General features: G+C 73.9%; 19 protein-coding genes and 3 tRNA genes. 8 read left to right on the top strand and 14 right to left on the bottom strand.

Annotated features, from left to right (window positions below; genetic code table 11):
• Position 1: 1 nt before the first annotated feature.
• Both secE and KUV85_RS16165 read right to left on the bottom strand, forming a co-directional pair.
• Positions 2–277: a preprotein translocase subunit SecE gene (gene secE, locus KUV85_RS16170; RefSeq protein WP_219960911.1), complete on the bottom strand. Its 276-nt coding sequence runs from the start codon at positions 275–277 to the stop codon at positions 2–4.
• Positions 278–310: 33 nt separating this feature from the next.
• Positions 311–383, bottom strand: a tRNA-Trp gene (locus KUV85_RS16165).
• A 137-nt stretch (positions 384–520) separates the two neighbouring features.
• Between KUV85_RS16165 and KUV85_RS16160 the strand changes: the two genes are divergently transcribed.
• Together KUV85_RS16160 and KUV85_RS16155 are read left to right on the top strand one after the other, a co-directional pair.
• Positions 521–1,561: an adenosine deaminase gene (locus tag KUV85_RS16160; protein WP_219960910.1), complete on the top strand. Its 1,041-nt coding sequence runs from the start codon at positions 521–523 to the stop codon at positions 1,559–1,561.
• Complete coding sequence (locus tag KUV85_RS16155; RefSeq protein WP_219960909.1) at positions 1,558–2,040, top strand: hypothetical protein; 483 nt, start codon at positions 1,558–1,560, stop codon at positions 2,038–2,040. The genes KUV85_RS16160 and KUV85_RS16155 overlap by 4 nt, the downstream gene beginning before the upstream one ends.
• 6 nt (positions 2,041–2,046) lie before the next feature.
• Here KUV85_RS16155 and KUV85_RS16150 read toward each other — a convergent pair whose 3' ends face one another.
• Genes KUV85_RS16150 through KUV85_RS16140 form a run of 3 tightly spaced genes read right to left on the bottom strand, consistent with a single transcriptional unit; the run spans position 2,047 to position 3,909 of the window.
• Positions 2,047–3,096 (bottom strand): UDP-N-acetylmuramate dehydrogenase, encoded by a 1,050-nt coding sequence (locus KUV85_RS16150; RefSeq protein WP_219962936.1) that lies wholly within the window; start codon positions 3,094–3,096, stop codon positions 2,047–2,049.
• A 19-nt stretch (positions 3,097–3,115) separates the two neighbouring features.
• A complete protein-coding gene (locus KUV85_RS16145; protein ID WP_219960908.1) occupies positions 3,116–3,514 on the bottom strand; it encodes a MaoC/PaaZ C-terminal domain-containing protein in 399 nt (132 codons plus the stop codon).
• Positions 3,511–3,909 (bottom strand): FAS1-like dehydratase domain-containing protein, encoded by a 399-nt coding sequence (locus KUV85_RS16140; RefSeq protein WP_219960907.1) that lies wholly within the window; start codon positions 3,907–3,909, stop codon positions 3,511–3,513. Before KUV85_RS16140 ends, KUV85_RS16145 begins: the two co-directional genes overlap by 4 nt.
• A gap of 54 nt (positions 3,910–3,963) precedes the next feature.
• On the opposite strand from KUV85_RS16140, the gene KUV85_RS16135 reads away from it, so the two are divergent.
• Positions 3,964–4,947 carry a hypothetical protein gene (locus KUV85_RS16135; protein WP_219960906.1) on the top strand — a complete coding sequence of 328 codons (984 nt, stop codon included), beginning with the start codon at positions 3,964–3,966 and terminating at the stop codon, positions 4,945–4,947.
• 68 nt (positions 4,948–5,015) lie between these two features.
• Here KUV85_RS16135 and rpmG read toward each other — a convergent pair whose 3' ends face one another.
• The 8 genes from rpmG to KUV85_RS16095 form a co-directional block, all read right to left on the bottom strand.
• Positions 5,016–5,186: a 50S ribosomal protein L33 gene (gene rpmG / locus KUV85_RS16130; RefSeq protein WP_219960905.1), complete on the bottom strand. Its 171-nt coding sequence runs from the start codon at positions 5,184–5,186 to the stop codon at positions 5,016–5,018.
• A 43-nt stretch (positions 5,187–5,229) separates the two neighbouring features.
• Positions 5,230–5,303, bottom strand: a tRNA-Met gene (locus tag KUV85_RS16125).
• Between the two features lie 41 nt (positions 5,304–5,344).
• Positions 5,345–5,417, bottom strand: a tRNA-Thr gene (locus KUV85_RS16120).
• 94 nt (positions 5,418–5,511) lie between these two features.
• Positions 5,512–6,915: an amidase gene (locus tag KUV85_RS16115; protein WP_219960904.1), complete on the bottom strand. Its 1,404-nt coding sequence runs from the start codon at positions 6,913–6,915 to the stop codon at positions 5,512–5,514.
• Between the two features lie 61 nt (positions 6,916–6,976).
• The gene (locus KUV85_RS16110; RefSeq protein WP_219960903.1) at positions 6,977–7,684 is read right to left on the bottom strand and encodes an LrgB family protein; all 708 of its coding nucleotides are present in this window, start codon (positions 7,682–7,684) and stop codon (positions 6,977–6,979) included.
• Entirely contained in the window at positions 7,684–8,061 is a 378-nt protein-coding gene (locus KUV85_RS16105; RefSeq protein ID WP_219960902.1) for a CidA/LrgA family protein, read from the bottom strand. The genes KUV85_RS16110 and KUV85_RS16105 overlap by 1 nt, the downstream gene beginning before the upstream one ends.
• Positions 8,058–8,633, bottom strand: coding sequence for a DNA-3-methyladenine glycosylase I (locus KUV85_RS16100; RefSeq protein WP_237690160.1), 576 nt, complete (start codon positions 8,631–8,633; stop codon positions 8,058–8,060). Before KUV85_RS16100 ends, KUV85_RS16105 begins: the two co-directional genes overlap by 4 nt.
• 22 nt (positions 8,634–8,655) lie before the next feature.
• Positions 8,656–9,687 (bottom strand): pirin family protein, encoded by a 1,032-nt coding sequence (locus KUV85_RS16095; RefSeq protein ID WP_219960901.1) that lies wholly within the window; start codon positions 9,685–9,687, stop codon positions 8,656–8,658.
• A gap of 117 nt (positions 9,688–9,804) precedes the next feature.
• On the opposite strand from KUV85_RS16095, the gene KUV85_RS16090 reads away from it, so the two are divergent.
• Together KUV85_RS16090 and KUV85_RS16085 are read left to right on the top strand one after the other, a co-directional pair.
• Positions 9,805–10,479 (top strand): hypothetical protein, encoded by a 675-nt coding sequence (locus KUV85_RS16090; RefSeq protein WP_219960900.1) that lies wholly within the window; start codon positions 9,805–9,807, stop codon positions 10,477–10,479.
• 88 nt (positions 10,480–10,567) lie between these two features.
• On the top strand, positions 10,568–11,686 hold the full coding sequence (locus KUV85_RS16085) for a glycosyltransferase (protein ID WP_219960899.1): 1,119 nt from the start codon (positions 10,568–10,570) through the stop codon (positions 11,684–11,686).
• Positions 11,687–11,710: 24 nt separating this feature from the next.
• Here KUV85_RS16085 and mptB read toward each other — a convergent pair whose 3' ends face one another.
• Entirely contained in the window at positions 11,711–13,198 is a 1,488-nt protein-coding gene (mptB, locus tag KUV85_RS16080; RefSeq protein WP_219960898.1) for a polyprenol phosphomannose-dependent alpha 1,6 mannosyltransferase MptB, read from the bottom strand.
• 126 nt (positions 13,199–13,324) lie between these two features.
• Between mptB and KUV85_RS16075 the strand changes: the two genes are divergently transcribed.
• The 3 genes from KUV85_RS16075 (at position 13,325) to KUV85_RS16065 (ending at position 17,097) form a co-directional block, all read left to right on the top strand.
• Entirely contained in the window at positions 13,325–14,044 is a 720-nt protein-coding gene (locus tag KUV85_RS16075; RefSeq protein ID WP_219960897.1) for a hypothetical protein, read from the top strand.
• Between the two features lie 64 nt (positions 14,045–14,108).
• A complete protein-coding gene (locus KUV85_RS16070) occupies positions 14,109–16,616 on the top strand; it encodes an AMP-binding protein (protein WP_219960896.1) in 2,508 nt (835 codons plus the stop codon).
• Positions 16,617–16,626: 10 nt separating this feature from the next.
• Entirely contained in the window at positions 16,627–17,097 is a 471-nt protein-coding gene (locus KUV85_RS16065; RefSeq protein WP_219960895.1) for a nitroreductase/quinone reductase family protein, read from the top strand.
• Positions 17,098–17,145 lie beyond the last annotated feature (48 nt).

The following is a 17,145-nucleotide window of genomic DNA, read 5'->3' as shown; positions in this document are numbered from 1 at the left end:
ATCAGAGACTTCCTGCGCCACCGAAGACCTCGAACACCAACTGGCCGAAGGCGTAGTCCAGCGCGGTGATGATGCCGATCATCACCAGCACGAAGGCCATCACGACGAGGAAGTAGGTCACCAGCTGGTCCCGCGTGGGGTAGACCACCTTGCGGAGCTCGGCGACCACCTGGCGGTAGAAGGTCACCGGACCGGTGCGCTTGTCAGCGCCGGACCGGTCCGGCTTGCCGGGACCGCGGTCCCCGCGGACGGTGTCGGCGTCCGACACGCTGCTCACCTCATCCATCGCTTCCGAGTTCGTCACTTCTCGCAGGGCACGAGGGACTTGAACCCCCAACCTTCGGTTTTGGAGACCGATGCTCTGCCAATTGAGCTAGTGCCCTCCGACGGCCGACCCGCCCCGAGCGCGACCTGCGTGAGGGCGCGACTGAGCATGTGGGAAAGCCACCAGGGGTGGAGTCTACGCACTCCGACCAGCGGCGACCAATCGCCCGCTCCCGGTGGCCGTTACGCTGCCCGGATGCGGGACCTCCATGCGCTGCCGAAGGCCCACCTGCACCTGCACTTCACCGGGTCGATGCGCCACGAGACCCTGCTCGAGCTCGCCGAACGCGACGGGATCCACCTCCCGGACGCACTCGTGCACCAGTGGCCACCGCAGCTGTCGGCACGCGACGAGAAGGGCTGGTTCCGCTTCCAGCGGCTGTACGACGTCGCGCGGAGCGTGTTGCGCACCGAGGACGACGTACGCCGGCTGGTCCGGGAGGCGGCCGAGGACGATGCCCGCGACGGCGGCCGCTGGCTGGAGATCCAGGTCGACCCTAGCGGCTACGCCAGCCGGTTCGGCAACACCACCGCCTTCACCGACCTCGTGCTGGACGCGGTGCGCGACGCCTCCGAGCGCACCGGCGTCGGCATGGGCGTCATCATCGCCGCGAACCGCACCCGCCACCCGCTCGACGCCCGCACGCTGGCCCGCCTGGCGGCGCAGTACGTCGGTCACGGCGTGATCGGCTTCGGGCTGTCCAACGACGAGCGGCGTGGGACGACGCGGGAGTTCGAGAAGGCGTTCTCGATCGCCGAGCGCGCCGGCCTGATGCTCGCACCGCACGGCGGCGAGCTGTGCGGGCCCGAGCACATCGAGGTGTGCCTGGACGTGCTGCACGCCGACCGGCTCGGGCACGGCGTGCGTGCGGTCGAGGACCCCGCACTGCTGGACCGCATCGTCGAGGCCGGCGTGGCACTGGAGATCTGCCCGACCTCGAACGTCTCCCTCGGCGTCCACTCCGACCTGAGCTCGGTGCCCGTCCCGCAGCTGATGGAGGCCGGCGCCACCCTCGCGCTGGGGGCCGACGACCCGCTGCTCTTCGGGTCCCGTCTGGCCGGGCAGTACGCCACGATGCGGGCCGCCCACGACCTCGACGACACCCAGCTCGCCGAACTGGCACGGATGTCCTTCCGCGCCAGCCGCGCGCCGGAGGAGGTCGTCAAGCAGGCGATGGCCGACATCGACGCCTGGTTGGCGGCCCCGGACCCACGGGATGGAACACTGCCCGCGTGAGCGAGCACTACCCGCCCCCGGGTGGCGAGGACCGTCCCGAGGAGTCCGGCTGGTCCGACTGGTCCGACGGCGGGTCGCCGCCTCCCCCACCCCCACCGGGTACGCCGCCCTACGGCACGCCGCCGGCGTACGGCGCCCCGATGGGTGGCTACGGACCCGCGGTGCCGCTGTCGCACACCGGGGCGACCACGTCGCTGGCGCTGGGGATCACCAGCATCGCGGTCGCGGTGATCGGTGCCTGCCTGTGCGGGTTCCTCGGCGCACTCGGCGCCCTGGTGGGCCCGTTCGGGATCTGGCAGGGCCTGCGGGCCCGCTCGGAGATCGACGCCGACCCGGCCCGCTACGGCAACCGCGGCAACGCCGTCGCCGGCCTGGTGTGCAGCATCATCGGCACCGTGCTCGGCGTGCTCACGCTGCTGGGCACCCTCGCGGTGCTGGCCTTCATCGGACTGGGCGCGTTCTCCGGCCCCGGCTACTGACTCTCCCTAGAGCGTGCAGCCGACGAGCACCGGCTCGTTGACCAGCGTGATGCCGTAGGCCTCACGCACCCCGTCGCGGACCTCGCGGGCGAGCGCCAGCAGGTCCGCCGTCGTCGCGCTGCCCCGGTTGGTCAGCGCGAGCGTGTGCTTGGTGGACAGCCGTGCGGCGCCCGATCCCGGGTGCCCCTTGCCGAAGCCCGCGTGCTCGATCAGCCACGCGGCGCTGGTCTTGACCAGGTCCGGGTCGTCGGTCGCGAAGGCGGGCGCGCCGTCGGGGACACGGTCGGGCGCGATGATCGGGTTGGTGAAGAAGGACCCGGCGCTCCAGGTGTCGTGGTCGTCCGGGTCGAGCACCATGCCCTTGCCGCGGCGCAGCCCGAGCACCGCGGACCGGACGTCGCTCGCCGGCGCCCGCTCCCCCACCGCGACGCCGAGGTGGCGCGCCAGCTCGGCATAGGCCACCGGCGCGCCGAGGGGTCCCTCGGCGAGGTCGAAGGTCACCGAGAGCACCACGTGGGCGCCGCCGCGGTCGTCGTACCGGTCGGCCTTGAACCGGGACGTGCGGTAGCCGAAGTCGCACTCGTCGGCGGGGTAGTTCCTCACCTCGCCGGCGCGGCGGTCCCACACCCGCACCTCGGCGATGGTCTGGGAGACCTCCTGGCCGTAGGCGCCGACGTTCTGGACCGGCGTGGCGCCGACCGAGCCGGGGATGCCGGAGAGTGCCTCGATGCCGGACCAGTCACGATCGACGGCATGCGCGACGAGGGCGTCCCAGTCCTCGCCGGCCGCGACCCGGACCCGGGTGCCGTCGGCCTCGATGCCGGTGGTGGCGACCTCGACCACGGTGCCCGGGAAGCCGTCGTCGGCGACGACGACGTTGCTGCCCCCGCCGAGCACGAGCACCGGCTCGCCGGCGGCGTCGGCGGCGGCGACGGCATCGGCCAGCGCCGACTCGGTCTCGGCCCGTACCCAGGCGCGGGCGGGGCCGCCCAACCGCAGGGTCGTCCGGGCGGCGAGTGCATGGGACCCGGCCGGACCACGCGGCTCGGCCTGCACTGCCTGGGGGTTCCTCGGCTCAGCCAAGCCGCACGACCGCCTTGGGCGCACCCAGCACCTTCTCCTCGCCGCTGGTGACCTCCAGTGCGAGGGTGGCGAGGCCGTCCTCGACGGCCTTGACGGTGCCGGCGACGCGCACCGTGGCGCCGCCCTCCGCGGGCACGACGACGGGGGCGGTGAAGCGGCAGCCGAGGTCGACGACCTCCGCACCGTCGGTCCAGGTGGCGACGGCGCGGGCGACCAGCGCCATGGTGTACATGCCGTGTGCGATCACGCCCGGCAGGCCCACCGCGGTCGCGACCGCCTCGTCCTGGTGGATCGGGTTGTGGTCACCGCTGGCCTCGGCGTACGCACGGAGGTCGGCCCGCGTGATCGTGTAGTCCTGCGGCGCGAGCTCCGCACCCGTCGTGAGTGTCATGCGTCCTCCCCGGACCGGTGGACCAGCGTGGCCTGTGCGGTGCAGACGGTCGCGTCGTCGGCATCGACGATCTCGCTGGTGGTCGACACGAAGTCCGCGCCGCCGCGCGAGCGGACCTTCTCCACCCGCAGCCGCGCCCGCAGCTCGTCGCCCACCCGCACCGGGCGGGTGTAGGAGAACTTCTGGTCGCCGTGCACGATCCGGGACAGGTCGACCTGCTCGGCCTCGAGGAAGCCCAGCATCGCCTCGAAGGTCACCACGATCGGGAAGGTCGGTGGCACCGGCTCGGCGGCGGCACCCACGGATTCGGCGAAGGCGGCCACCGCGTCCGCGGTGACGGCGTACGGCGCGGTCTCGGGGAACTCCCGTCCGGCCAGCGAGGCATCGATCGGCATGGCGCCAGCCTAGGGCAGCCGTTCGGGCACCGGGACCTCGTAGGCTGCGGCGGCATGCGAGCGCGACGCGGCAGGTGGCTGGTGCCCTGGGTCGCCCTGCTGGCCGCGGTCACCGCGTGCACCGCCGCTGAGCCTCCGGCGACCGAGGACCGGCCGGTCGCCGGCTGCGGTCCGCCGACGCGGGACGACGTCGGGGGGACCGCCCCGGCGTACCTGCGGGGCGCGTTGGACCGCTTCCCCAACGACGAGTCGATGTGCGCGGCACGCTGGCTGCCCCACACCGACAGCGAGTTCGTGCCGCAGGGGCTGGTCGTGCGCGGTCGGACGGCCTGGGTCAGCGGCTACGACCACGGAGCGGTGGGCCACAAGTACTGCCGCGTGCTGCGCATCGACCTGCGGGACGGGGAGCGGGTCACGCAGCGGGCGCGGGTCGGTGGCCAGGTCGGGCACCGCGACCCGGTCGGCTGCCGCCACGGCGGCGGGCTCAGCCGGGACGAGCACGGACTGTGGCTCACCGAGAAGCGTCGACTGTGGCTGCTGGACCCCGACACCCTCGCGACGAAGCGGGCCTGGGCGATCGTGCTGCCGGTCTGGGGGTCGACCGTCCTCCACGACGCGCGGGGACGGCTGGGGCTGGTCGGGTGGAGCGACCACCGCCGTGCCCGGCTCCACTGGTACGACCCGCAGGACCTGCTGGCCGACGGTGTGATCGAGGTACGTCGCGGCGCGGCCGCCGGACGGCGGTGGGTGCCGCCCCGGACCCAGGGTGCGTTCTGGGGCGCGCCGGCCGGTGGCGAGCCGCGGGTGTGGTTCGTCCGCTCGACGACCCGCTGCGGGGAGCTCAAGGCCGGCCAGCGCCGGCGCGGCTTCATCCCGGGCGCCGAGGGCACCGCCCTGGGCGAGGAGCACCTGTGGGTGCTGAGCGAGTCGACCTCGGCGCCGTACTGGCGTCGGGGCGGCCGGCCGCTGGTCCCGCAGCTGGCGCGGTTCGAGGTGGCCGACCTCGCCGACTGGCGACCGCCGGACTGCACGGTGTGAAGCGGCCCCGAAAACGACGAACGGCCCGGCATCGTGCCGGGCCGCGTCGTCGTGTCAGGACCGCTGGGTCAGCGGGTCTCCTTGTGACCGGTGTGCTTGCCGCAGCGCGGGCAGAACTTCGACATCTCCATCCGGTCGGGGTTGTTCCGCCGGTTCTTCTTGGTGATGTAGTTCCGCTCCTTGCACTCGGTGCACTCGAGCGTGATCTTCGGACGAACGTCGGAGGTCTTGCTGGCCACGGGGAATCCTTCTGCTGCGGACGGATGCGTTGGGTCTTTGGCGTAGCGGGGGCGGGACTTGAACCCGCGACACCACGATTATGAGCCGTGTGCTCTAACCACCTGAGCTACCCCGCCATGGGGTCGAGGGCAACCGGATCGAGCAGCCCTGCTCCCAGAGCCCCTTTACGGAATCGAACCGTAGACCTTCTCCTTACCATGGAGACGCTCTGCCGACTGAGCTAAAGGGGCAACGCCGCTGAACGATACACACGCCTGCCCACCGGTGCGAAATCCGGCCTCCCCCAGCCGGCTCCGCGGCGTACGACGGCCAGCGGGGAGCGCGTCAGGAGTCGGTGATCCGGGCGAAGGGAGCGGCCTCCTCCAGCTCCAGGGCGAGCTCGAGCAGCAGCGCCTCGTCGCCCGCACCGGCGCCGAACATCATGCCCTGCGGGAGCCCGTCGGCGGTGGTCGCCAGCGGCAGCGAGATCGCCGGCGTCCCGGTCGCGTTCTGCAGCGGGGTGAAGGCCACCCAGTCCAGGAGCCGCTCGAGGATGATGTCGTAGTCCTGCGTCGGGTCGAGGTGGCCGACCTCGGGCGTCGGGTGCGCCAGCACCGGCGTGAGCGTGACGTCGTAGGTCTCGTAGAACTCCGCCGCGATCGCCGCGCTGCGCCGCAGTCGCCGGATCGCCCCCGGCAGCCGGTGGAGGTTGCGCCGCACGTGGCGGTCCAGGCCGAGGGTGAGGTTGTCGTGGCGGTCACGGCGCCAGGAGCTGCCGTGGACCAGCCGCCCCGTGCTCAGCATGGCCGTCGAGAGGCTCCCCCAGTACAGCAGGAAGTCGGCCTCGAAGCCGTCGTAGACCGGCGGCTCGACCTCGACCACGCGGTGCCCCAGCTCCTCCATCCGACGGGCGACGCCCTCGGTGAGGGCGGTGACCTCCGGGTCGGCCCCGCGCGCGACGCCGGTGGTGTTGAGCGCGACCGTGAGCCGCTTCTTGCCCGGGCGCCGGATGTCACCGATGGGCGGCAGCTCGACGTCGCGGAACACCTTCTCCGCCTCCCGGCAGAACACCGCCGTGTCGCGGACGCTGCGCGTCAGCACCCCGTCGGAGATGATCCGGACCGGCATGGTCCGCAGCGCCTGGTCCTGTGCGAACCGACCGCGGGTCGGCTTGAGCCCGACCAGCCCGTTGACCGAGGCGGGGATGCGGATCGAGCCGCCCCCGTCGTTGGCGTGGGCGATCGGCAGCGCCCCCGAGGCGACCAGGCCGGCGGCACCGGAGCTCGAGGCGCCGGCGATGCGGGTGGTGTCCCACGGGCTGCGCACCGGGCCCAACCGCGGGTGCTCGGCCGCGGCGCTGAAGCCGTACTCGGAGAGCTGGCTCTTGCCGAGGTTGACCAGACCGGTGCCGAGGTACATCCGGGCCCAGTCGCCGTCCTTCTTCGCGGGCGTGGGGTCCCAGGCGTCGGCACCGTTCATCGTGGGCATGCCCGCGACGTCGCAGTTGTCCTTCACCACCGTCGGTACGCCGGCCAGGAAGGAGTCGCCGACGGTGCCGGACCCCGTGCGGGCGCGGTCGTAGGCCGGGTGCGCCATCGCGTTCAGCTCCGGGTCGACCTGCTCCACCCGGGCGATCGCGGCCTCGAGCACCTCGCGGGGCGAGACCGAGCCGGCACGCAGCGACTCGGCGACCCCCACCGCGTCGAGGTCTCCCAGGGCATCGTCGGTGAAGGCGTGGATCCGCGTCATGGCACGACGCTAGCGTCCACGTCGCGGTGGCCGGGGCACGCCCACGGCTCAAGATCCGGGCTCAGAACAGCCACAGTGCGAGCAGCGGAAGCACGAGGCTGATCGCGAGGGCGGTCAGTCCCATCGAGAGGCCGGCGACCGCGCCCTCGGTCTCGTCCTCGCGCAGCATCCGCGACGCGCCGATCCCGTGCGCCACCGCCCCGACCGCCAGGCCACGGGCCCGCCGGTCGCGGATCCGCAGCAGGTTGAGGGTGGCCGGGCCGAGGATCGCGGTGAAGATGCCGATCATGATCGCGAACACCGCCGCGAGCGGCGGCGTACCGCCGATCCCCTCGCTGAGCGCGATCGCCACCGGGGTCGTGGCGGCCTTGGTGCCCAGGGTCTTGGCGATGACCTCGTCGGCGCCGAGGGCGCGCGCGAGCAGCACGGCACTGCTGATCGAGAGCACGGCGCCGACGACGACCGCGGTCAGCAGTGGCACCACGAATCCCTTGAGCCGGCCGGCCTGGCGGTGCAGCGGGATCGCCAGCGCCACGGTGGCCGGTCCCATCCAGAACGCGATCAGCTCGGTGCCGGCGCGGTAGTCGGGGTAGTCGACGCCGAGCAGGCCGATGGCGGTGCCGGCGACGACGATGGTGACCAGCGTGGGCTGCACCGCGGCGTGGCCTCCGGAGAGGTCCTGCAGGCGACGGCCGAGCTGGTAGCCGGCCAAGGTGATGGCGATCAGGCCCACCGGCGAGCGCAGCACGTCGAGGACGGGGTCGAGCATCAGGCCCCCTCCCCCGCGTAGTCGTCCCGCGGGCGGCCCAGGAGCCGCTCCAGGGCGACGGCGGTCCAACCGACCCCGGCGAGCGCGATGAGCCACGACCCGAGCATCGCGACCAGGATCGGGAGCCAGGAGTCGGCGAGCTCGCCGAGGTAGGCGGTGATGCCGACGCCGGCCGGGACGAACAGCAGCTGGAGGTGGCGCAGCAGGCCGGACCCGGCGCGCACCAGCGCGGTGTCCTCGCCGGGGTCGCGCCACTGCAGCCACACGAACAGGAACAGCATCCCCACCACCGGGCCCGGCACGGGCAGGCCGGTGAGCTGCACGACGAGCTCCCCGGCCAGTTGGAAGACGATGAGTCCGGTGAGTCCTCGGATCACGCGGACCTCCGGTGGCACCCGAGCAGGTGCGGGTCGAAGATCCCGATCGCCTCCATCAGCGCGAACATCGTGGTCGGCCCGACGAAGGCGAACCCGTGCCGCTTCAGCGCCCGCGACAGCTCGGTCGACTCCGTCGAGGTGGTCGCCTGTTCCTCGGTCGTCGTGGGTCGCGGGTGCGCCGCGGGCGCGAACCCGTCGACGAACGCGGGCAGTCCGCCGTCCTCGCGCAGCGCGACCGTCGCGCGGGCGTTGGTCAGGGCGGCCTCGACCTTGCGCCGGTTGCGCACGATGCGGGCGTCGGCCATCAGTCGCGCGACGTCACGGTCGTCGTACGCCGCCACCGCGTCCGCGTCGAAGCCGTCGAAGGCCTCGCGGAACGCGGGCCGCTTGGCCAGGATCGTCGCCCACGACAGGCCCGACTGGAACGCCTCGAGGGTCAGCCGCTCGAAGTACGCCGCCTCACCGCGGACCGCGCGTCCCCATTCGTGGTCGTGGTAGTCGCGCATCGTCGACGGCTCGGTGCCCGCCCACGGGCAGCGGGGTACGCCGTCCTCGCCGGTCACCGGTCCCACGGCGACCGTCCGTCCCCGCGCGTCATCGGCGTTCCTTGAGGCGGGCGTTGGGCAGGGCGGGTGCGGGGATCGGCGGTAGGTGGTCGCCCAGGACGGTGCCGAACGGCCCGTCGGCCACGTCCTGGGAGTCCGCCACGACCTCGCCGTCGCGGGTGATCTGGTCCTGCCACTGCTGCCGGAATGCCGCGACCTCCTCGTGGCTGCGGCCGACGAAGTTCCACCACATGACGATGGCCTCGCCGAACGGCGGACCGCCCAGCACCAGGAGCCGTGCTCCCTCGTGCCCGGCGGTCAGCCGGACCTTGCCGGTGCCGGTGGGGACGTAGGCCAGGTCGTGCCGGGGGACCTCGACGGGCTCCACCCCGTGCTGGTCGTCCGTGGTCGCCGCCCCCGTGATCGCCACGCCGCCGGTGTCGACGAGCACGCCGTGCTCGTGGGACTCCTCCAGCGGGACGTCGAGCGTGGCCCCCGGGTCGAGGACGACCTCGGCCCCCAGCAGCGGGGTGTGGGTGACCACTGGTGACACCTCGCCCAGCAGCGACCCGAGGAAGACCCGCGCCCGCCAGCCCTCGCCGGCGACCTCGTCGGGGACGTGGTGCTCGAAGCCGGGGTCGACCGCTCGGTCGGCGTCGGGCAGCGCGACCCACAGCTGCACCCCGTGCAGCGTGGTCGTGGACGGCGGCGACACCTCCGAGTGGCTGATGCCGCGACCGCCGGTCATCAGGTTCAGCTCGCCGGGCCGTACCCAGGCGTGGTTCCCGGCACTGTCGCGGTGCTCGATCTCGCCGGTGAAGAGCCAGCTGACCGTCTGCAGCCCCGTGTGGGGGTGCGGGGCGACGCTCATGCCGCCGGTCTCGGCGACGTCGTCGGGACCGTAGTGGTCCACGAAGCACCAGGCACCGATGAGGGACCGCTGGCGCTGCGGCAGGGTGCGGCGTACGCGCATCGCACGGGGACCGCCCAACGGCACCTCCCGCGAGGTCATCACCTCGATCGCCGCGGCACCGGCCGCCTCGCACACGACCTCGTCGGGCCGCCGCTCCGTGTTGCTCATGGGCCCATCCTGCCGCGTCCCGGCGGCCGTGCCACCACGGCGGCGGTCGCGACCGTGGCGGGACTCGACCGCGATGGCATACGTTGCGCCGAAGCGAGTGCTCGAGGAGGGCGCGCCGTGCCCCACACGCAGCCACCCGGCGGATGGACCGTACGCCGGTGCGTCGCCTGGTCGACCGCCAGGTTCCAGGAGCACGCGGCCCTGCTGATCCTCGCCACGCTGCCGGTGGTCGCCGTGATCGGGATCGCCCAGGTCGCCGCCGCCGTGCTGCTCGGCACCCCGGACGAGGCCGCCGCGACCGCCGGCGACCTCGGCGCCACGCTGCGGGAGGCGGTCGCCGGCTTCGTGGCGTTGCTGGCGATCCAAGTGGCGGCCATCGCCCCGCTGCGCCTCACCCACGCGATCGCCGCGGGCCGGCCGCCCGACCTGAGGGCGGCGTACCGCCTCGACGGCCTCGCGCCGGTCGTGCTGACGGCCGCGATCGTGTCCGCCGTGGCGACCGCGGGGTTCCTGCTCCTCTACGTGCCCGGCTTCGTCGCGCTGTTCGCGACGGGCTACGCGCTGTTCTTCGTCGTCGATGCCGCGCGGTCCCCGCTGGCGGCGCTCGGTGACAGCCTCCGCCTGGTCCTCGACCACCTCGCCGACACGGTGGTGTGGTTCCTGCTGGCCGCCGTCGTCGTGGTCGTGGGCGCGCTCGCGCTGCTGGTGGGACTCGTCGTGGCGCTGCCGCTGGTGCTGCTCGGCACGAGCTACACGCACCGCGTGCTGACGGGCCCTCCCGCCGGCCCCTGACGGCCATGCGGCCGGACGCCGTACGCCGGCCACGCGGCTGCCACCGCGAGGTCGACCCGCGTTCATCGGGGGCTGGGACGGTGGCGCGGTGCGCATCGCCCAATTGGCCAACTTCGTCGGCCCGGCCTCGGGGGGCATGAAGACGGCACTGGCCGAGCTCGGTCGCGGCTACGTCGACGCCGGCGCCGAGCGGCTGCTCGTCGTCCCCGGTCCGGTGGACACCGTCACGACCACCGAGGTCGGCGACGTGGTGCAGGTCCGCGCCCCGCGGGTCGGCAGCGGCTACCGGCTGATCGTGGAGCCGTGGCGGTTGACCGAGATCCTGGAGCGGTTCCGTCCGACCTCGATCGAGTGGAACGACAAGCTCACGCTGCTGCCCGTGGCGTGGTGGGCGCGCCGCAACGGCGTGCGCACCGTGCTGCTCTCCCACGAGCGCCTCAGTGACATGTTCGCCCTGCGCAGCGGCCGCCCGACGACCTCGATGGTGTCCATCGCCCTGCTCAACCGACTGCTGGTGCGCAGCTTCGACACCGTGGTGGTGACCTCGCGCTACGCGCAGCGGGAGTTCCAGCACGTCGCCGACGCCGCCGGCTGCCCGGTCGAGCGGGTGCCCCTGGGCGTCGACCTCACGACCTTCCGTCCGCATCCGGAGGAGCACCGGTCCGACGACGTGCTGCGCCTGGTCCACGTGGGGCGGCTGTCGCGGGAGAAGTCGCCGCACCTGGCGGTCGCGGTCGCCGCGGAGCTGCACCGGCGCGGCGTACCCGTACAGCTGGACGTGTACGGCGAGGGGCCGCACCTGGGTGAGCTGCGGACGATCGCCGGCGAGACGCCGGTGGCGTTCCACGGGTTCGTCGCGGGCCGTGAGGAGCTCTCCCGGCGGATCGCCCGGGCCGACGTCGCGCTGTCGGTGTGCCCGAGCGAGACCTTCGGCCTCGCGGTCCTCGAGGCACTCGCCAGCGGCACCCCGGTGGTGACCGCGGCGCGGGGTGGGGCACGCGAGCTCGTCGACGCCCGGTGCGGCGCGTGGGCCCACCCCGATCCGGTCTCGTTGGCCGACGCCACCCGGGACCTCGCCGGCCGCCCGGTCGCGCTGCGGCGGGCCGCGGCGCGGCGGCGGGCCGAGCAGTTCCCCTGGGCCGCCACCGTCGAGCGGATGCTGGCGATCCACGCCGGCGACTCCGCGGGCCTCTCCGACGTCGCCTGAGCGCCCGGGCCGGACCGGTCCCGGTCAGGTCACCACGAGCCAGCGCGAGGACGCGATCCGGTCGATGCGCTCACGACTGCGGCGCGTGAGGAGCAGGACCGGCAGCAGCACGGCGAGCACCATGCAGGCCAGGACGATCGCCTCGTAGGCGCCGTGGAGCGAGGAGTCCAGCGGCGCCACCATGCCCAGCACCACCGACCCGGCGAGGAGTGCACTCATCGCCGTGCGTGAGAGCTCCAGGCTGGCCAGGAATGGGGTGAGCCACAGGAAGTACCACAGGTGCACGACCGGGCAGAGCACGACGAACGCCGCGACCACGGCCGCCACGGCGGCGACCGACGCGGACCGGTCGCCGGTGCGCCAGCGCAGGGCGACGCCGGCCGCCACCACGAGGGAGGCGAGCACGCCGAGGGTGCGCAGCAGCTCCAGGAAGGTCGCCGGCTCGGTGCCGACCCCGCCCTGCAGCGCCAGCCAGTCCAGGGCGCCACCCAGCAGGCTGGTGATCGACAGCGGCGTACTGATCGAGCCCGGCACGGTGAGCGCGGCGAACCATCCCTGACCGAGGCCGGTCACCACGCCCAGCGCCACCAGGGTCCCGACCGACACCACGGCGACGGCGGCGAAGCGCCGCAGCCGGTCGGTGAGCGACGCGGCGACCGGCAGCGTCGCCAGTGCGATCCCCACACACACCAGTCCACCGGGCAGCTTCACCGCGGCAGCGGCCCCACCCAGCACGGCGCCCCACGCCCAGCCGCGCTCGACGGCGGTGACGAGCGCCGCCGCCATCAGGCCGACCATCAGCAGGTCGTTGTGCAGCCCGGCGACGCCGTTGGCGACCATCAGCGGCGAGACCAGCACCAACGCCGACGCCAGGGCGGGATTGACCCCGCCCCACGACGCCAGGCGCGGCACCGCCCACGCCAGCAGGAGCAGGCCGAGCAGCGCCACGCAGCGGTGGCCGACGACCAGCACCCACGGGTTGCCGGTCTCGACCGCCATCAGGGCGCCGGCGGCGATCGGCAGCGGCCCGTAGGGCGCGGCGGTGTCCAGCCACATCGGGTCGACGGCCTGCACGATCGGGTACTGGTGCCACAGCAGCAGGCCGGCCTCCCCCTGGGGCAGCAGGGCGGACGGCCCGTGCTCGTACGGCGAGATCCCGACCCGGGCGAGCATGCCCTGCGCGGCGTAGGACCACCCGTCCCGGGAGAACAGCGGGGGTGCCAGCAGCAGCGGCGCCGACCACAGCACCATCGCGTGGCGCACGAGCAGGAGGCCGGCACCGCGGTCGTCGCCGTCGGCGAGCGCGACGCGTCGGCACAGCGCCAGCCAGGCGCTCGCGACCAACCCCAGCCCGACGAGGACGACGGTCAGCGCGGTCATGCGGCCCAGCTCGCTGTTGCGGACGTCGGTCACGGTCTCCCACGCCAGCAGCGGCGCCGTCGGCGGCAGGGTCGCGACGCCGAGGCCGCCCACGAGGACGAGCAGGCTGCCGGTGAAGCCACGGAGAAGCACCCGGGCACGCTAGGGACGCCGGGCGACGGCCGGTTGAACGCGGCGGCACCACTCGGAGACCGTCGGGCGACGGCTGGGGCAGCGCGCGGCGGGCCGGGGGCATGCGGCACGACCTAGGGTGGCGCCATGTCCTCATCGGCACCGTCGGACGCACTGCACGGCCTGTTCGTCGCCGCCGGCACGGCCGCGGCGAGCGAGCCCCTCGTCGGCGCGCGGCTGGTCACCGACACCGAGCTGCCCGACGTCGACGATCCCGCGACCCCGATCGCGCTGGTCAACACCGGCGGCGCCGGCCAGGTGGCCGGTCCGCTCGGGCTCGCCGTACGCCGTGGCCTGGCGCTCACCTCGCTCACGACCGGTGTCGCGGACCCGTCGGACCCGGCGGGCAACGTACGGCGCATCGTCGCGGCCGTCGACGCCGCCCGCGACGAGGGCGTCCTCGGCGAGGAGGTGGCGGTCCGGGTCGCACTGCCCGCCGAGCCGGTCGGTCACGCCTGGGAGGCGGCCGCCGACGAGGTCGCCGCGGTGCAGTTCGACGCCGCGCTCCCGACGACGCGGGGCGGCGTACCGGTGCCGCCGGAGGCGCTGGTGGGCTGGATCGACGCGTTGCTGGACCGGGAGACCCCGTTCGCGGTGATCGACGTCGACGGCGCCGACCTCGCCCTCGGCGTGCTCGCGGCCACGGCCGCCCTCTGGGACGGCCACGGCGCGGACGCGGCGGTCACGGCGCTGCGCGAACCGGCCCCGACCGCGGAGCAGCTGGCCACGGCGCGACGCTGGTGCCGAGCCGTGCACCTGGCGGCGGGCGACGAGACCCTGACGGGTCTGCGCGAACGCCTGGGCTGACCCGGGTCGCGACCACGCTGCGGTCGCCACGACAGCAAGGTCAGCCTTGCCTTACCATCTTCCGGTGGTCACCACTGCCCCGGAGCCGCTGCGCAGCGGCGTTGAGTTCGCCCGTGCCCTCGCCCGGCACGGTGCGCGGCCTGCGCTGCGCGCAGGTGGCGACGTCGTGACCCACCGGGAGCTGGCCGCACGGGTCGCCGACGCGGCCGCCGGCCTCGGCGACGTACGCCGCCTGGTCGCGCTGCGCCCCTCACCGACGGTCGACTTCGTGGTCGCCCACCTCGCGGCACTGGCCGGTGGCCATCCCGTGTTGCTGACCGACGACGACGCCCTCGTCGCGGCGTACCGTGCCGAGGTGGTGCGCGCCGGCGGCCGGTGGCAGGCGACGGGTGCGACCGGACCGGAGCTGCACCCCGAGCTGCAGTTGCTGCTGAGCACGTCGGGATCGACGGGGTCGCCGAAGCTGGTGCGCCTCTCGGCGGCGGGGATCGAGGCCAACACCGCCGCGATCGTGGACTACCTGGGCCTGACCGCGGACGACGTGGCGGTGACGACGTTGCCGCTGGGCTACTGCTACGGCCTGTCGGTGCTGCACTCGCACCTCAGCGTCGGCGGCTCGGTGGCGCTCACCGACCGGTCGGTCACCGATCCTGCCCTGTGGGAGGTCGCCCGGGACGCGGGGGCGACGTCGTTCGCCGGAGTCCCCCACACCTTCGACCTGCTCGACGCCGCCGGGTGGCCCGAGCTGCCGTCGCTGCGCTACGTGACGCAGGCCGGTGGCCGTCTCGCGCCGGACCGGGTGCGTGAGGTCGCCGCGCGCGGGCGCCGCGCGGGCTGGGACCTGGTCGTGATGTACGGCCAGACCGAGGCGACGGCCCGGATGGCCTACCTGCCGCCGCACCTGACCGAGGCCCACCCGGAGGCGATCGGCGTCCCCGTCCCCGGTGGGGACCTACGCATCGACGCCCCGGACACGCACGGCGTGGGCGAGCTGGTCTTCGCCGGACCCAACGTGATGCTCGGCTACGCGAACGGCGTGGCCGACCTCGCTCACGGTCGGGACGTGACCGAGCTGCGCACCGGCGACCTCGCCCGTCGCACCGGCGACGGGCTGCTCGAGATCACCGGCCGGGTCAGCCGGTTCGCCAAGCTCTTCGGGCAGCGCATCGACCTGGACCGGGTCGTCGACCTGCTCGGCTGTGAGGGCCACGAGGTGGCCTGTGCCGAGGCCGCCGACGGATCGGGCGAGCTCGTGGTCGCGGCGGCCGGCACACCGGACGCGATCGCGGTCGACCTGGTCCGCGTGGCCACCGTCGACCGCACCGGGCTCCCGGCGCACGCGGTGCGGGTGGTGCCGGTGGACTCACTTCCCCGGCGCGACAACGGCAAGGTCGACCAGGCCGCCGTCGCGCGGCTGTCGCGCCCCGCGGCGGCCCCCGAGCAGCACTCGCCCGAGGAGGCGCTCACCCGGCAGTACGCCGCCGTGCTCGGTCGCGCGGTCACCCCCGAGGACACCTTCGTCGGCCTCGGCGGCGACTCACTGTCCTACGTCGAGCTGTCGGTGCGCCTGGAGGCGCGGCTGCGGCGGCTCCCCCACGACTGGCCGACGCGCAGCGTCGCGGACCTCGCCCGGCTCCAGCACGACGGACCTCGGCGCGGGTGGCAGTGGCTGGACACGACCATCGTGCTGCGGGCGCTGGCGATCGTGCTGATCGTCGGCTCGCACACGAACCTGTTCGCCGTCACCGGCGGTGCGCACGTGCTGCTGGCCGTCGCGGGGTTCAACCTGGCGCGCTTCCTGCTGACCGGGGCGACGCCTCGGGACCGGGGCCGCGGACTGCTGCGTGCCGCCGCCAGGATCGCGGTGCCGGCGGTCATCTGGATCGGTGCGGTGGCGACCGTGACCGGCGCCTACGGCTGGCGCAACGTGCTGCTCCTCAACGACGTACTGGGGCCGCGGACCTGGGCGGAACCGGAGTTCTACTTCTGGTTCGTCGAGGTGCTGGTGATGCTACTGCTCGCGACCGCGGCGCTGCTGTTGGTGCCGGGGCTGCGGTGGGCCGAGCAGCGGTGGCCGTTCGGCTTCGCCACCGCCCTCCTCGCCGCGACGCTGGTGCCCGTGGCCTGGGCCGCCGTCACCGACCACACCGGCGACGTCCTGCACTCCACCGTCTTCGTCGCCTGGTACTTCGTCGCCGGCTGGGCGGCCGCGCGGGCGACGTCGTGGCCGCAGCGGCTCCTGGTCACCGCCGTGGTGGTGGTCGGCAGCGTGGACTTCTTCGACGACACCCAGCGCACGGCCGTCGTCGTCGGTGGCGTCGCGGTGCTCACGTGGCTGCCCACGGTGCCGTGGCCCCGGCTGCTCGGCGGCGTCACCGGCGTCCTGGCGAGCGCCTCGCTCTACGTCTACCTCACCCACTGGCAGGTCTACCCGCACCTGGAGTTCCGGTGGCCGCTCGGTGGCCTGCTCGCCTCGCTCGCCGTCGGGGTGGCCGCCTGGTGGCTCGTCGACCGGGCGCCGGGCGCGCTGCGCCGCCGGAAGGCGCAGCGGCGTACGCCGGCGCCGTTGTAGATTCCGGCGCGTGGGACTCCTGACACCGCTCGCCATCACCATCGGCGCCCAGCCGTGGATGCCGCGCTTCCTGCCGCAGGTCACCTGGGTCGACCACCGACTGCAGCGCGCGACGCGTGGCCGGATCGGCGTGCTCGACATCGCCGGACTGCCGAACCTGATGCTGACCGTGCCCGGCCGCAGGAGCGGCATCCCGCGTTCGACGCCGCTGCTCTGTGTGCCCGACGGCGCCGACTGGTTGATCGCGGGGTCGTACTTCGGTGCGCCGAAGCCGCCGCTGTGGGCGGCCAACCTGCGTGCCTGCGAGACCGCCACGGTGCGTTCCGGCGGGCGCGAGCACACGGTCACCTGGCGCGAGCTCGAGGGCGCAGACCGGGAGCGCGCCTGGGCGGTCATGCGGACGACGTGGCCCAACTTCGACAAGTACGCCGAGCGCACCGACCGGGTCATCCCGGTCTTCCGCCTCACCCCGGTCGACTGATCACCGACGCGACCGGGGCCGCGGAACGACGCGAGCCCGGCCCTGGGG

It is taken from the genome of Nocardioides panacisoli (assembly GCF_019448235.1).
GTDB classification, from domain to species: Bacteria; Actinomycetota; Actinomycetes; order Propionibacteriales; family Nocardioidaceae; genus Nocardioides; species Nocardioides panacisoli_A.
This window is presented reverse-complemented; position numbering and strand designations above follow the sequence as displayed.